At 60.7% G+C, this 14,379-nt stretch carries 13 protein-coding genes, 1 tRNA gene and 1 pseudogene; 10 read left to right on the top strand and 5 right to left on the bottom strand.

Going from position 1 to position 14,379, the window contains the following annotated elements; translation table 11 throughout:
* Positions 1-113 precede the first annotated feature (113 nt).
* A tRNA-Leu gene (locus DL899_RS08355) sits at positions 114-199 on the top strand.
* Positions 200-273: 74 nt separating this feature from the next.
* On the opposite strand, the pseudogene DL899_RS08350 reads toward DL899_RS08355, so the two are convergent.
* Positions 274-594, bottom strand: a pseudogene (locus DL899_RS08350) (integrase core domain-containing protein); the annotation flags it as partial.
* Between the two features lie 169 nt (positions 595-763).
* Here DL899_RS08350 and DL899_RS20075 point away from each other — a divergent pair.
* The 7 genes from DL899_RS20075 (at position 764) to DL899_RS08325 (ending at position 8,068) form a co-directional block, all read left to right on the top strand.
* Positions 764-892, top strand: coding sequence for a hypothetical protein (locus tag DL899_RS20075; protein WP_275426789.1), 129 nt, complete (start codon positions 764-766; stop codon positions 890-892).
* A 267-nt stretch (positions 893-1,159) separates the two neighbouring features.
* A complete protein-coding gene (locus tag DL899_RS19610; protein ID WP_204355276.1) occupies positions 1,160-2,287 on the top strand; it encodes a helix-turn-helix transcriptional regulator in 1,128 nt (375 codons plus the stop codon).
* A gap of 300 nt (positions 2,288-2,587) precedes the next feature.
* On the top strand, positions 2,588-3,787 hold the full coding sequence (locus tag DL899_RS08340) for an ankyrin repeat domain-containing protein (protein ID WP_162685537.1): 1,200 nt from the start codon (positions 2,588-2,590) through the stop codon (positions 3,785-3,787).
* 263 nt (positions 3,788-4,050) lie between these two features.
* On the top strand, positions 4,051-4,248 hold the full coding sequence (locus DL899_RS19365; RefSeq protein ID WP_162685534.1) for a hypothetical protein: 198 nt from the start codon (positions 4,051-4,053) through the stop codon (positions 4,246-4,248).
* A 173-nt stretch (positions 4,249-4,421) separates the two neighbouring features.
* Positions 4,422-5,990 (top strand): hypothetical protein, encoded by a 1,569-nt coding sequence (locus DL899_RS08335; RefSeq protein WP_111733757.1) that lies wholly within the window; start codon positions 4,422-4,424, stop codon positions 5,988-5,990.
* A 99-nt stretch (positions 5,991-6,089) separates the two neighbouring features.
* Positions 6,090-6,545: a hypothetical protein gene (locus DL899_RS08330; RefSeq protein ID WP_162685533.1), complete on the top strand. Its 456-nt coding sequence runs from the start codon at positions 6,090-6,092 to the stop codon at positions 6,543-6,545.
* A 101-nt stretch (positions 6,546-6,646) separates the two neighbouring features.
* The gene (locus tag DL899_RS08325) at positions 6,647-8,068 is read left to right on the top strand and encodes a hypothetical protein (RefSeq protein ID WP_162685532.1); all 1,422 of its coding nucleotides are present in this window, start codon (positions 6,647-6,649) and stop codon (positions 8,066-8,068) included.
* A 55-nt stretch (positions 8,069-8,123) separates the two neighbouring features.
* Here DL899_RS08325 and DL899_RS20160 read toward each other — a convergent pair whose 3' ends face one another.
* Both DL899_RS20160 and DL899_RS08320 read right to left on the bottom strand, forming a co-directional pair.
* Positions 8,124-8,306: a hypothetical protein gene (locus DL899_RS20160; protein ID WP_338049651.1), complete on the bottom strand. Its 183-nt coding sequence runs from the start codon at positions 8,304-8,306 to the stop codon at positions 8,124-8,126.
* Between the two features lie 7 nt (positions 8,307-8,313).
* Positions 8,314-8,697, bottom strand: a complete 384-nt coding sequence (locus tag DL899_RS08320) for an Arm DNA-binding domain-containing protein (RefSeq protein ID WP_338049650.1) — start codon at positions 8,695-8,697, stop codon at positions 8,314-8,316.
* Positions 8,698-9,614: 917 nt separating this feature from the next.
* Between DL899_RS08320 and DL899_RS08315 the strand changes: the two genes are divergently transcribed.
* Positions 9,615-10,307: a Hint domain-containing protein gene (locus tag DL899_RS08315; RefSeq protein WP_239494646.1), complete on the top strand. Its 693-nt coding sequence runs from the start codon at positions 9,615-9,617 to the stop codon at positions 10,305-10,307.
* A 115-nt stretch (positions 10,308-10,422) separates the two neighbouring features.
* Here the strand turns inward: DL899_RS08315 and DL899_RS08310 are convergent, their stop codons facing one another.
* Both DL899_RS08310 and DL899_RS08305 read right to left on the bottom strand, forming a co-directional pair.
* Positions 10,423-11,034 carry a nucleotidyltransferase family protein gene (locus tag DL899_RS08310; RefSeq protein WP_111733752.1) on the bottom strand — a complete coding sequence of 204 codons (612 nt, stop codon included), beginning with the start codon at positions 11,032-11,034 and terminating at the stop codon, positions 10,423-10,425.
* 58 nt (positions 11,035-11,092) lie between these two features.
* Entirely contained in the window at positions 11,093-13,510 is a 2,418-nt protein-coding gene (locus DL899_RS08305; protein WP_111733750.1) for a GcvT family protein, read from the bottom strand.
* A 208-nt stretch (positions 13,511-13,718) separates the two neighbouring features.
* Between DL899_RS08305 and DL899_RS08300 the strand changes: the two genes are divergently transcribed.
* Positions 13,719-14,372: a hypothetical protein gene (locus DL899_RS08300; protein ID WP_162685531.1), complete on the top strand. Its 654-nt coding sequence runs from the start codon at positions 13,719-13,721 to the stop codon at positions 14,370-14,372.
* Positions 14,373-14,379 lie beyond the last annotated feature (7 nt).

Genomic DNA, 14,379 nt, shown 5'->3' with positions numbered 1-14,379 from the left:
GCAGTCTCAGACCATGTGGCGGCGGGGCGGTCAAGCCCCGGCGGATGGGCGTGGATGCCGGTGTCATTGCCCTCTGGACGAGCGGCAAAGCAGGCGTTAGACCCTTGGCCCGTGCCCAAGTGGCGGAATGGTAGACGCAGGGGATTCAAAATCCCCCGGTAGCAATACCGTGCGAGTTCGAGTCTCGCCTTGGGCACCACTATAATAACAAAATGTATTTTATTTTCGCAACTTTGAACCGCGCCGGGTTTGTCGGAAGCTGATTTGTCTTAGTTACGCGGCCATGTCTGGTTTTTCCAGAGCGGCGAAGAAGTTGGCCTCGGCTTCTGCGGGCGGGATATTCCCGATAGGCTCCAGCAGGCGGCGGTTGTTGAACCAGTCCACCCATTCCAGCTTTGCATATTCCACGGCCTCGAAGCTGCGCCAAGGTCCGCGTCTGTGAATGACCTCGGCTTTGAACAATCCGTTGATCGTTTCGGCCATCGCGTTGTCATACGAGTCTCCGACGCTGCCGACCCATGGCGCGATCTTGGCCTCTGCCAGCCGTTCAGTGTACTTTATCGACAGGTATTGCGAACCGCGATCCGAGTGATGCGCCCGGCAAGACTGCAAACCGTCTTGCCCAGATCAATACCCAGAACCTTGATGTCCATCAGATGCTCCTCTCTCCACCTATGCCCGCAACAATAGCAGCGGGTTGGTGGGACGGCAGTTCATCCCACTAGGTCACATGGCTTTTCAGCAGGTGAGCCTGACGGAGTAATTGGTCCTGGCACCAATGGATGCCATTGTGCGCAAGCCGACCGAGATCAAGAAGCTGCGCAAGAGAGACACCAAAAAATCTGGCCCGGGCGGCGTTCTGGACACCGACATCTTTGATCGTGGCTATTAAAACCGCCACCGGTCAGTCAGGCCCCGGCCATCCTCAAGCCGCACTGCAAGGCCGTTCGCGGCGGCTCCTTCTTCAGGGGGCGGTTCACCCGCGGGGGCGCTGAGCGTGGATTTCGACAATCTCGCGAGCTTCACCACGGAGCTGGCCTTTGTGTGCAGTTTGCCCGCGTTTTAATGAGTCATCGGTAAGCTTTATCAACACCGAAATCTCCAATACCATCCATCTGGATCGGCTGACAGCCACTATTGAAACGGTAACGGCAGTTTTGTGGATGTACGAATTCTGAAATCGGTCAACCGCGTCCTGACCCGAATGGCGGAGACACGGGACGATCCGGCAGCCTGGCCGGACGTTCTGGACGAAATCAAGCAGGCGGTCTCGGCGTCGCATATGCTGATCGCGGAGCGCGACGCAACCGGCAGGCTGATCCTGGGCGAGCGCCCTTGGGAGCAGCCGTTTTTGAGCGGACAAGATGGCGAGACAGGCGGGCGACGATACATCGGGCATTACTGGCCGTTCGATGCATGGGGCGGATTTGCCGCCGGCGGTCGCTGCGAGGGGCCGGTGCTGGTGTCGCACACGCCCGGACATATCGTGCCGGATAGCTCGGAATCCCACGACTGGCTGCGCCCGCTGGACATCGACGAATACACCTATCTCAAGCTTTTCGACACGTCCACGGGATGGGTCGGTGTCAACATCCATTTTCAGCGCCGTACCACCGATACCACCCGGGTTCATGACTTTCTGCGCCTGATCCAGCGGCCTCTGGCCAAACATGTCCGCGCGGCGTTTTCGGGAGTGAGGAGTGCCCCGCGATCCGGTCCCGAAAGCCGGATGTCAGTGTGCGCGCACCCGCAGTTCCTGCTCGCGCCGGACGGGCGCATCAAGCGGTGCAACATCCCCGCCGAGGCGCTGGCGGCCGGCGATCCCGGGCTGTTGCGCCGCAACGGTGTGCTCGCCTTCAACGCGGCGAGCGTGAACCGGCGCTTTCGCGCGGCGCTGGCAGCAGTGATCGCCGCCGGCCAGCCGGAAATCCTCGCCGTGCCGTGGCCCGAAGGCCGGGGCATTGCGGAGGTTCTGCTGACGCCCGGACATGGCGCCAACGACCCCCTGCACGCGCCCTGCACATGTGTGCTGGTGACTTTCATTGCCCGTGACCATCCGGCGCCGCTGGTTGCCCCGCTCGCCCGCGCCCACGCCCTGAACGCGACCGAAACCGCGATCCTGCACGAGGCCGACAGGGGCCGGGACAACAAGGGGATAGCGCGGGCGCTGGGTCTGTCGGACGTCCATGTGCGCAAGACGCTCAGCGAAATCTACGCCAAGCTCGGAGGCGCCAACCGCCACGAACTGGCCGCGCTGATCGCTCGCCTGCATCGAGCGATGCGGTGAACCCAACAGGTGTGGGTTTCTTCAGTCCTCACAATGGGCCACACTCAGGATCAGAACCAAAAAGGCTGGAAATCTCGATCCCCTTGAAACACGAATTATGAAGGTCCCATTATGGTAACCCGTCGCATTGTTGTTGCGCTGTTCCTATTCGCGTCTTTCATTGCGTCTACAGCAGAGGCAGGGGTGGATTGTACGGAGAAGACTGGTGCCCTAGCAGGTTATTGGAGGGACGCAGATTACGCTGAAATGAAAGCATGCCTCGATCAAGGTATTAGTCCAAACGCCGAACCGACTAGTAGAATGACGGTCTTTTTATTGGCGGCAAATGGCGGAGACCCTGAGGTTATTAAACTGCTTATTGACTACGGAGCCGATGTAAATGCCGCCTTTGGCCGCGAATCCGCTATCTATCTTATGTTGCGGTCTGCCGGAAGTGGGGAGAATGCCCTTAAACTCGCCAAGATGATGGTTGAGGCAGGCTTGGATTTTGATCGTCTTCCGCAAAAGGGTAGTTATAACCCGCTGGAGCTAAATGGGGCACGAAGTGCGACAGCAGCAAGATACCTTCGGTCGGCAAAGCTTGGATGCGCAGGATGGGGACTGAGGGAGTTTTTTGCCAGTACGGAACCTGCTACTGTCAGAGAGTGCATGGATAACGGGCTTGATGCGAATGAACTTGATGCGGATGGTTATAGCTCTCTTCACCTGATCGCCAAGTATGACATGAGCCCTGCGTTGATGGAGGCTATGCTGAAACACGGCGGAGACTATCGGCAGACCACAGAGACGAAACACCAATTAACGCCGGTTCATTTGGCGGCTCGGTATGCACTAAACGCCGACCTTTTACGACTTTTCTACGAGCATGACAATCGGTCACTTTCTGTTCGATCAGGAGAGTTAGGTCGCACCCCAATGCACCTGGCGGCAAGGAACCGCTCTTCGGAACCACTGAAATACATGATTGAAAATGGCGTATCCACGGATTCAACGGACGATGATGGAATGACGCCGCTTCATTTGGCGGTTCTTGCTGACCGACCGGAAAACATACAGATTCGTATTGATGCAGGCGCTGACGTTTTCGCGAAAGACGAAAAAGGCAGACAGGCGGTTCATTTTGCTGTCCAAACAATGAGTCCAAGAGATATCCGCATATCGCTCGTTAAGAACGGGGCAGACTGGAAGGCGATTGATTTTAATGGTAACAACGCGCTACATTATGCTGCGTTGACTTCCAACGCTGACGTTGTGCAGTATTTTATTACATTGGGTGTTAGTGATGCGGCAAGGAATAGAGATGGCAATACGCCACTTCATGTCGCCGCTAGATACGGCAAATCTTCTGAGGTTATAATGAGGTTTCTTGCGTTTAATACGCGACCTGCGCGCACCAAGAACCGCCGCGGCCTTTACCCTGCGGATTTAGCAAGATTATGGAGCGAAAACATTTATGAGACTGATGCTTACTGGACTTTGAACGAGGCAAGGTTTGAATAAACACCTATTTTTAGACGCTTGGATCGTTGCGATTTAGTCGCTGATCAACTTTACTTTTGACAATTTTTGGGGGGCGTATCGGGCAGGATGTGAGCATGCTGATGCTGGTTAAGGCTAGCCAAGGAGGTTAAAGCCGCAGTCAATCTGCCTTGCGTTCTGTAAGTACCGCTCACTCGTTCGTTCTGATCTCGACGTTAGGGCGGTAAGGGGGTTTCTGACTCCGTTCGGCATCCCGAGACCACAAGTCAAAAGATGGACGCAAGATGTACAAAAGACAATATCAGACGGCTCGTTCGCTGTTCGGGTTCATGGCCTTTGAGGGGTGGGCTGTCGTCGTGGCCGGTGCCATCATTTCAACCTATGGTTTGGTGCATTTGGCAAGACCCCGGGAGGCGATGGTTTTCTTTTGCTGGTATCGATTGCCTCCGGAGTTTCCGGGATCGTTTTCGGGCTGGTTCTGATGGTACTGACCGAGGTGTCATTTGCGGTTCTCGATCAGGCGGATACGTTGCGCGAGCTATTGAAGAAGTGAAGAACAAAACAGCCTCGTCGTGATTGGCGAGCGAGCGACACATTCGGCATCGGCGGGCCTTCGGTCCCCGAGGTCGCAATCGCATTTCGGAAAGGTTTGTGGATGGACAGCAAACGTAACGGGACAGGCCGGTTCATTGTCACCGTCTGCATGCTCGGCCTTCTTTCGGCGCCGGCCGCCGAAGCCCAGGAGGAATACCCCGGCTGGATCGCCGATCGCTACTGCAAGACGTATGCCAACGAGGCTGCCTGCCGCGCCTCCCTGAAGCTGTCGGAACTGCTTGGCAAGACCAGCGGCCAGGCTTCGAACATGGACGTGGATGGCAGCGGCCAAGTGGATCAGTGGCCGGCATCGACGCCCGCGCCGCGGCTGGCCCGGTGTATCTACCGCCACCCGCGGCGACCCGATTGGGATTTCGACGAGGACTGCTTTTTCACCAGCGATCTGCGGATCAGCGCCTTCGCCACGATCTCGCTTCGCGTTCAGGTCAAGAACGGCAACGGGTTCATTCTGGAAAGGATCGAAGACCCCGGGGAACCCATGAAATACAATGTCAATGAGCATCCCGCCACGAGCTTTCACACCATGCAAGGCGATGAATGCTACAAGGTTACCGGGACGGGCGAGACGTTTTGCGCCATACCGGTCGACAAGACCAGCGATGGACACGAGCCCAAACAGGTTGCTGCCGGGCAATCGCTGTGCCGTGTCTACGATGTGCTCTATGGCGGAGTGCCGAAACTGCTGGACGAAGAGGCCTGCGTCCGCAGTGTCCGGCAAAGCCGGGAAGGCCATTTCATCATTGATTTCCTCTGGCCATCCGGTGCGCGTACGGCTGTCGAGAGCCAGGACGAGAGTGTCTACAATGCCTTTCGAATAAATGGACAAAACGCAGGCCATCCGAACATCCCGGCCCCCAGACCAGCTCAAGGAGAGTCGCGGCAGCATGACTGCGCCATGAATTTCGCCACGAGCCGGTTTTTCTGCTTTGCCTCTGCGGGTGATACTGCGGGTGATACGGAAGAGGCTGTCACAGAACCCGTCGGCGATGAGGCAGGCTGGTGCCTCCTCAAGCAAATTTCCGGCCCTGACGAGGCCCTGCTCGACCACGGGCGCTGTCGCCGCACAGGAAAATGTTCGGTGGGCGAAGCATCGGGCGAGGAAACCTGCGAGCATTTCTACGTCTGGGAGAGCAACCGGACCACGCATGTGACCAAGTTTGAAACGACACACTTCATTGATGGCAAACTGGTCTCGGACACATGGGATGGCTGCGTGTTCGAGAACGAAACGTTGAGCACCTTCTGTTACTCGAAAACCGCTTTCGACCCGGATGTGCACCCGATTCTTTTGCAACAGCCCGACAAACCTATCACGCGGCAAGGGTGGTGCGCGTGGCGGTTTCCAAGCGGCGAAGTGGATGTGGCGGAATGCACGCTCACGCGGGGATGCCCGCCCGGAAGCGGCGGATGCGAGTACAGATTCGAATGGCGCGACGGGCGGGTGACGACGGCCTCCACGGGCGAAGACATCGTTGGAATGATTGACGCAAGCGGTGTTGAAGGGCTCGCGCAATGGTGGCCCGGACGGGACCCGAAATGCGCCACCAGCAAGAAACGCAAGGCGGAGTTCTGCTTCAGCGCCGAAAGCAAGGCGGCCGTCATGCCTTGAACCCGGCAGGCAGGGCGCCTTGTGGCCCGGAAACAGGTGTCGAGGCGGGCCATCCGGGCTGGCGGATTCCGGGCGGAGAACATGGAGGAACGCGGGGGAATGCGACTGACACGGTATTACACCATCGCCCTTTCGATGGGCGTACTCTGGGTGAGCATGGCCTTTGTCCAGTCGGCAAGCGCGCGCATCAGCGATGCCTGCTACATCGATCCCAAGGCGCGGATGCCGGAGCTGATCGAACAGCTCCTCGGCCAGCTTGGCGGGCCATCCGTGTTCCCCAGGCTCGCTGACGGCGTGTTCGTCAACCATACCCAGCGCGGGGCCGTGGCGCATACGCTGGAACTGATGCTGCTCAACGGCACCTCGGCCTTGATCTACACGCGCTACAACGGCCGCGGCCCAAAGGAGCATTCCCTCGATTGGGGCCCGAATGGCTGGGTGGATGAAATCAAGACCGGACAGCGCCGCTACCGGCCCGACTTTCAGGCGCAAACGCATTATTGCGATGCCCTGGAGAAAGCGGGCCGAAGTTGGGCGTACCAGAAATATGACTAGGAAGTCTTGCGGAGCCCGCCGCTTGTTGTGCTGTGGCGTCTTATAGGGCGCAATGAGTTCAACTTGTGGAAACTTTACCCACGCATCAAGGAGACCATTCAATGCGTAAGACAGGATTAATTGCAGGGCTGTTGATGACGGTCGCCTTTCCTCTGACAGCGCAGGAGCTTCCGAAGGCAGAAGACCTGGAACCAAGAGTGGGCGCGGCGCTCCCTCCTTACTGGGAGATGAGCGATTTCCGCTTGATCGCTGCGCAGCTCAAGGGCGATGCGATCGAACCGGTCGCATTGATACGTTTCGAGGCAGACGTATCGCCGGGCGCCCCCCTTTACACGGCCACCAATGACTACGCCGGCCCCTTCGCACTTATCATCCCGACTGTCGGGGCGGAAACGAATCGAACGCTTTATGGCACGATGCAGCTTTACTACAAGGCAGGCGGATGGTCCGGCGGGGTGGAACTGGAAAACCCGGTTGGCAGTCTCGGCCAACCGCGTGACATGTTTGTTGACCCGACACTCGTCCTTGGATCGGAGGAACAGAACGCCACCCTTGCGAAAATCCACAACAACGCGGTTGCGGCCGAAAAACAGAAACTGGCGAAGGAACTGGCCGAACTCCGCGGAGAGCATGAGGTGAAGATGTCTAGCTTGCGTAGCAGGCTGGCCCGCGAACGGGACACGCTGACCGCGGAGATCGAAGAGACGAAGGCCGAGCACGAGAAGGCGCTGGCGGACACGGAGGCCCAGTATAACGCCAGGCTGGAGACCTTGCGCGAAAACTATGATCCGAGGATCGCCGCCGAAGAGAAAAAACTGAAACAGGAGCTCAAGAAGCTGCGGGCTGGTCATGCCACTTCCATCGCATCCCTGCGTAAAGAGCAAACGGCGGAGCTCGAGGATATTCAGGTGGAATTCGCGCGGCAACGTAGCGCCATGAGACAAGAGCTCGAGGCCAAAGTCGCCGCGCTTGAGGTTGAATTGGCTGCCGAGATCGAGCGTCTCGAAACGCGGCTTGCAAGTTCTCAGGAAGCGCAGAGGTTGCAGTCTGCCTACCTTGAGAGCATCGAAGCCCGTAGCCAAACGGCGGCCGCACTTCGCGACGCTATGGAAACAGCCATGGCCCGACGTGTCAGCCTGCTGCAGATGCTGCCATCCAAGTATCGTGGTGGAGTACGCTGCCGGGACGCTGATGGCCGGATCGACAAATCTTGGCAATTGGCATTCGATGTTATTGATACAAATCCGAGTGGAATGCACGCCCGTTTCGCTATAGATTCGACACGGACGGATAGACTCCATTATGACAATATTGGCACAGCTAACTTGCTGATCCGGAGCGAAGAACTCGCTCTGCCTCTGAATGCAAGATTGAGCTTCGCTGGCGCAGAAGATGCAGAACATCTTCCTGCAACTGTGGATGTCACGATCTCTGAGTCCCTCGTCATTTCCGGGACGGAAACGACTGTTTGGAACATAGAAAGTCAATCAACACCGGTTTCTTGTGTCTTTGAGTTGTCGTGAGCCGGTGACCTGCCACTGAACTTTCATCCAGCTACGGCCGGAGCCCGGTTGGTGTTTACGCCGATTGGCGCAGGTTGAGCAATCGCCCGACGCGCGGAGCTTTCATCATGTCGGCAGGGATGGTCCAGACATCGCCATCAACCTGCTCGTGGCGCATGAACCGAAGGGGGCGCAGCGTATCGCGAATGTCGATCTGGTCGATCTCCGCGACCGGCACCTTGCCGAGTTTCGGAAGCACATGAAGCTCAAGGGGACATCCGGCGACCGGCCTTTCCATCGCCCTTGAGGCCTGCCTTTCGGCTTTCGAACGCATCCAGCGCGATCTCGTTCAGACAATGGAGGTTCTTAACGGCTTCCCGATGTTGGCGTTGGCGTTCCTTGATGGGGTCGATCCCTTGCCGAACGTAAGGCCGCCAATGATCGGCATTGTCGCGCGCCTCCTTGAGCGAGACACCGGGCCAACCACCAAGGCCCATCTCCCTGCGCCGTCCGTGAACCGTCACCCTGAGAAACCACAGCCCCGCGCTGTTGGTCCGCTTGTGCAGCCAGAGGCCACCGCCATCCGCATATTTCCCTGGCGCCGTCCCCTTGAGTTTGGCAGCAGTCAAACGCCGCAGAGTTCGTTCCACATACCCACCTATTTATACACCTCTATATCTGGTATCCCCTGACACAGAGTGGAGCGGGACGGAGCACTAAAATTCTTTATAAATAGGGATATAGAGAACCATTGAAACACAGTGGGTTGTGGTGGAATGGCAGTGCCCAGCCCGCCTTGGGCGCCAGATCATCCGAATTATCCGTGCATCCTGCCCCGGCAGATCCGGCGCGCGCCGCCGCGACGGGGCGGGTGGCGTCGGGTTGCCCAGCGATTCGCGCCACCGACGCCTGAAATCTGGCTGGATACGTCAACAATCCGGCGCAATCGGCCGGACTGATGACCGCACAGAAATAAATATGAATGTGGCAAAGATCTATGCGGGCACTTGGTAAGCGAGGGCCAGCTTCACCCTGATCGTTTTGAATATAAAAACAATACTACCCCAAATCATTGGGGCTGTGATGGCAAAATGTCCAATAAAATGAGTTATTACAAATAGATATACCATTTTTGCCGGTTGGGCTGCTCTAACGAGTGGTTGGGTATTGATCTCAAATTCAGAACAATAGGGCTGGCCAAATTGCCATCTTCCTGCCGCGATTGATGCCTGCCCGCGGCGAATTGAGGCAGAAATGCCTTTATTCACCCCGCGCCGTTCAGTAGCGTCAGGATATCCCGACTGGGGGGATAACCGGCCGTGGGGCGGCCGATCACGCGCAATGCGAATGCCGCGCACCGCACATGCTGTGTGGCGCACCGGGGAGGCGGGTAAAGATGCCTGCGCCCGGCCCGGAACCGTGTCTGTTTTGCCTGTCTGGGCGAAGCGGTGTCTCGGTTCATGACAACGGGCTCAACGGTGCCGGAACGGCAAGGGCGCGCGGATCGTCAGGCCAAATGACGCGAGTAGAGAATGCGCACAACCGCGCTGGTTTGGAAGGGAACACCATGCTGCCGATCGAGAACTCCGTGAACCGTACCGGGCCGATGGACGCCGGGGAAAGGACGAGAAACCCGTCGCAGCAAATTGAAATGCCAGTGGAAAACGTCGTTCCGTGCTTTACGCCGGGCACCGTTATTGCCACCCCGATGGGCGAACGCCGGGTCGAGGGCCTGCGCGTCGGCGACCGTGTCCTGACCCGTGACAACGGTCTGCAGGCGATCCGCTGGATCGGGTCGTGCCGACTGCGCGCCGAGGATCTGCGCAAGGCGCCAACGCTGCGCCCGGTGCTGATCCGTTCGGGCGCGCTGGATCATGGCCTGCCCGAAGCCGACATCATGGTCAGCCCCTGGCACAATATCCTGATCCAGAGCGACCGCGCCGCCGAGTTCTTTGAGGATAGCGAGGTGCTGGCCGCCGCCGGGCACCTGACCGGGCTCGATGGGGTCGATACGGCCGATGTCGCGTCGGTCACCTATATCCATTTCATGTTCGATCAGCACCAAGTGGTGCTGTCCAACGGCATGTGGACCGAAAGCTTTCGCCCCGATGATCGGGTGATGCAAGGCCTCGGCGCCGTCCAGCGCCGCGAGATCCTCGATCTCTTTCCCAACCTGCGCGACGCGCCGGGCCGCAAGGCCTACCAGTCCGCGCGCAAGGCCCTCAATGCTGACGAGTGCCAGTTGTTGATCAAGTCGTAACGAGTGTTGCAGTGATCCGGGCGGGCTGGTCCCGCCCGGATGAATGAGGTCGGTTCGGGGGCTGATACCGATTTCAAGGACGGCAATTCCGGCATGCGCCGGGATTGCCGTTTTTTTATGCCTCGTCGTCTTCCTGCCCGCGTGCGCGCCAGGCGGCCCAGTCCTCTGGCGTGTCCAGGTCGGTGGTCGCCCGCCGGCCGGGCAGGGCGATCTCGGCCGGGCGTTCGCGCTTTAGCAGAACGCCGGCGCCCCGGTCGCCCGACAGGCCGGCCAGCGCGGGGTAAAGCCGTGCAGGCAGGATCACCGGATGCCCCGGCAACCCGCTGGCGTCGGTGGCGCGCAGTGGCGTGCCGGGGGCGGCGGCAAAACCCCGCATCATGGCGTGCAGATCGTCGGTGCCGATCTCGGGCAGGTCCGCCAGCAGCACCATCAACCCCTGCGCGCCAATCTCGCGCGCCCAACCGGCACCGGCGCGGATCGAGGCGGCGATGCCTTCGGGCGCCTCGGGCAGCGGCGTGATGCGCACTCCGTCCAGCCCCGCCAGCACCGCCAGCCGTGCCGCGTGGGCGGGGGGCAGCGTGACCATCACCGGCGCGCCCGTGCGCCGCGCGATGTCCGCCTGCCGACGCAACAGCGGCACGCCCTCCACCGGCTCTAACAGCTTGTCGCGCCCGCGCATCCGGGCAGAGCGCCCGGCGGCCGGGATCAGGATTGCAACCGAATTCATACCGGCGAACCTATCCCTGCCGGGGGCCGCGCGCCAGTGCCCCCGACGCGCGGCGGGGTCAGTCGCGCATCCGGCTGCCTTTGGGGTCGAAGAGCGGCTCGCTCAGCATGGTCGCCTTGCGCCGGTCGCCCAGGATCTCGATCTTGGCCGTCTGCCCGGGCTGCGCGGCCCCGGCCGGGATCAGCGCCAGCGCGACTGAGGTGTCGGTATGGTGCGAATAGCCCCCCGAAGTGCAGAAACCCTGCACCTTGTCGCCGATCCAGACCGGTTCATAGCCGTGCACATCGGCATCTTCGGCCTCTACCGCAAAGGCGACCAGCTTGCGTGCGGCGCCCTTGGCGCGCTCGGCCTCGGCGGCGGTGCGCCCGATGAAGTCGGTGTTCTTTTTCCAGGCGATGAAGCGGTCCATGCCGGTTTCGCCGGGGGTATAATCTGGCGAGAACTCGTTCAGCCACGAGCCGAAGAACCGGTCAAGCCTGAGCGACATCATCGCCCGCATCCCGAAGGGTCGCATGCCGTGCTGCTGGCCCTCTTGCCACAGCACCGACCACAGCGCGCGCTGCGCCATCGGGTCGCAATAGATCTCATACCCCAGGTCGCCGGTATAGCTGAGGCGCTGCACAAGGCAGTCGACCATGCCCAGCGTGACGCGGCGCACATCCATGAACCGCATGCCGGAAACGTCATCGCGGGTGCACGCGGCCAGCACATCACGCGCCTTGGGGCCGGCGATCTGGAACCCGTTCAGCCGGTCCGAGATGTTTTCCACCTGCACGCCCTCTGCCTCGTTCATCTGGAACCAGCGCATGTGGAACGCCTGCGCGCCGTAGGACGCGGTCAGCTGAAAGGTCTCGTCGTTCAGGCACGAGATCGTGAAATCCCCCCAGAGCCGCCCGGCGGGGCTGAGCATGGGCGTCAGCGACACGCGCCCCGGCGTCGGGATGCGCCCGGCCATGATCCGGTCCAGCCAGGCGCGCGCGCCGGGGCCGGTGACCAGGTATTTGCCGAAATTGTGCACCTCGTTGATGCCCACGCCCTCGCGCACGGCCCTGACCTCGCGCCGGGTGGCGTCCCACGCGTTCGAGCGGCGAAAGCTTGGCGTCTCGTAACGCGGCTCGTCCCCTTCGGCGAACCAGTTCACCACCTCCAGCCCGTATTGCTGACCCCAGACCGCGCCCATGGCATCAAAGATGTCGTACATCGGTGTCGTGTTGAGCGGGCGCGCCGCCGGCAGTTCCTCGTTGGGATAGGAGACCGAAAACCGTTTCTGATAGTTCTCGATCACCTTCGGCAGGGTATAGCCCGGCCCGATCCAATCGCCGAAACGCGCCACGTCCATCGCGGTGACGTCGCGTTCGCATTCGCCCGTCGTCATCCATTGCGCCAGCATCAGCCCGACACCGCCGCCCTGGCTGAACCCGGCCATCACGCCGCAGGCCGACCAATAGTTGCGCAGCCCCGGCACCGGGCCGACCAGCGGGTTGCCGTCGGGGGCAAAGGTAAAGGGGCCGTGGATCACCGTCTTGACCCCGGCGCGTTCCAGCGCGGGAAAGCGGCGATAGGCAAAGGCGATGGAATCCTCGATCTTGTCGAAATCGTCGGGCAGCAGCTCGTGCCCAAAGGTCCAGGGGGTGCCGTCGACCGCCCAAGGGCGACAGGGCTGTTCGTAGAATCCGATGCACAGCCCGCGCCCCTCTTGCCGCAGATAGCTTTCGCCGGCGGGGTCCATGACGTGGGGGTGTTCGCCGCCCGCGTCGATGATGGCGGCGATCTCGGGCACCTCGTCGGTGACGAGGTACTGATGTTCCATCGGGTGCAGCGGCAGGTAGGCGCCCGCCATCGCGCCAACCTCGCGCGCCCACAGCCCGGCGGCGTTGACGACGTGCTCGGCATGGATGGTGCCCTTGTCGGTGACCACGTCCCAGCTGCCGTCGGCGCGGGGGGTGGTTTCCTTGACATGGCAATGGGTTTCGATGGTGGCCCCGCCCAGCCGCGCGGCGCGGGCATAGGCGTGGGTGGTGCCGGACGGGTCGAGGTGGCCATCAAGCGGGTCGTAAAGCGCGCCGATGATGCCATCGGTGTTGGTGACCGGGGCAAGGCGCGCGATTTCCTCGGGGCCGATGATCTCGGTCTCAAGACCCATGTATCGGTGCTTGGCGCGCTCGGCGAGCAGCATGTCGAACCGGTCGCGGTTGTCGGCCAGCGTGACCCCTCCGACATGGTGCAGCCCGCAGGAAAGGCCGGTCAGTTCCTCCAGCTCACGGTAAAGCCGGATGGTATAGCCCTGCAGTGCCGCCATGTTGGTGTCGCCGTTCAGGGTGTGAAAGCCCCCCGCCGCGTGCCAGGTGCTGCCCGAGGTCAGATCGGAGCGTTCGACCAGCATCACGTCCGACCAGCCAAGCTTGGTCAGGTGATACAGCACGCTGCACCCGACGACTCCGCCGCCGATGACGCAGACCCGGGTGGTGGTTTTCATTGTTCCGCTCCTTGTTGACTGACCGCAACGTGACGCGCCCGCCTATCCGCGCATGCCCGTTTGCGACATGGTATGTCGCAGCCGGATTGGCGAGGGATGCTGTCGTGGCCCGACATGAGAAATTTACAACGGGCCATCCGCTACCTTATGGTGCCATGACAGGCGCGGCACCGGACCGGCCAGGGGCCTGGCATGGGGGAGACCGGCAATGACACATCCGCGTTCGCGAGACATCTTCGGGATTTTACCGGGTGTTACGGGACTGACCGTCCTGATAGTAGTGGCCGGTGCGGCGGTTGTCATGGCGATGGCGGTCGCCTCCAAGCTCACTGACGCGATCACCATCAACGATCTGCTGCGCGATCCGCTGGCGGTCAGCGAGTCGCCGGTTTACTACGGAGCACTCTCGAACCTGGGCATCCTGCTATGGGCGGGCGCGGCAACTGCGGCGCTGCTGGCGGGGGCGGTGCTGCGCGTCGACGGACCGGCATCGCCGGACTGGCCTGGCTTTTTATTGGCCGCGGGGTGGCTAAGCGCGGTGCTGGGGCTTGACGATCTCTTCATGTTTCACGAAGTCGTCGCGCCGGGCTATCTGCACATCCCCGAGCTTGCGGTCTTTTCGGTCTATGGCCTGGCTGCCCTGGCGCTGTTCTGGCACTGGCGGGCCGAGATGGCGCTGTCGCCGCACGGCATTCTCGTGCTCACCGCGGCGGCTTTCGCGGTGTCCATCGTGACCGACCTGGCGAACCACGAACTCAAGCCGCTGCCGTCGCTTCTGGAGGATGGAGCGAAGTTCATGGGTATTCTCCTGTGGTGTGTATACCTGTGCGCCACGGCCTATCGCCGGTTGCGCGCCGGCTGAGAGCAGG

It is taken from the genome of Roseovarius amoyensis, from assembly GCF_003260265.1.
GTDB classification, from domain to species: Bacteria; Pseudomonadota; Alphaproteobacteria; order Rhodobacterales; family Rhodobacteraceae; genus Roseovarius; species Roseovarius amoyensis.
This window is presented reverse-complemented; position numbering and strand designations above follow the sequence as displayed.

Excerpts from the sequence above, each read along its gene's own strand:
- DL899_RS08340 (WP_162685537.1), top strand. The coding sequence starts at position 2,588 with ATGACGGTCTTTTTATTGGCGGCAAATGGCGGAGACCCTGAGGTTATT.
- DL899_RS19365 (WP_162685534.1), top strand. The coding sequence starts at position 4,051 with ATGTACAAAAGACAATATCAGACGGCTCGTTCGCTGTTCGGGTTCATG.
- DL899_RS08335 (WP_111733757.1), top strand. The coding sequence starts at position 4,422 with ATGGACAGCAAACGTAACGGGACAGGCCGGTTCATTGTCACCGTCTGC.
- DL899_RS08330 (WP_162685533.1), top strand. The coding sequence starts at position 6,090 with ATGCGACTGACACGGTATTACACCATCGCCCTTTCGATGGGCGTACTC.
- DL899_RS08325 (WP_162685532.1), top strand. The coding sequence starts at position 6,647 with ATGCGTAAGACAGGATTAATTGCAGGGCTGTTGATGACGGTCGCCTTT.
- DL899_RS08315 (WP_239494646.1), top strand. The coding sequence starts at position 9,615 with ATGCTGCCGATCGAGAACTCCGTGAACCGTACCGGGCCGATGGACGCC.
- DL899_RS08310 (WP_111733752.1), bottom strand. The coding sequence starts at position 11,034 with ATGAATTCGGTTGCAATCCTGATCCCGGCCGCCGGGCGCTCTGCCCGG.
- DL899_RS08305 (WP_111733750.1), bottom strand. The coding sequence starts at position 13,510 with ATGAAAACCACCACCCGGGTCTGCGTCATCGGCGGCGGAGTCGTCGGG.
- DL899_RS08300 (WP_162685531.1), top strand. The coding sequence starts at position 13,719 with ATGACACATCCGCGTTCGCGAGACATCTTCGGGATTTTACCGGGTGTT.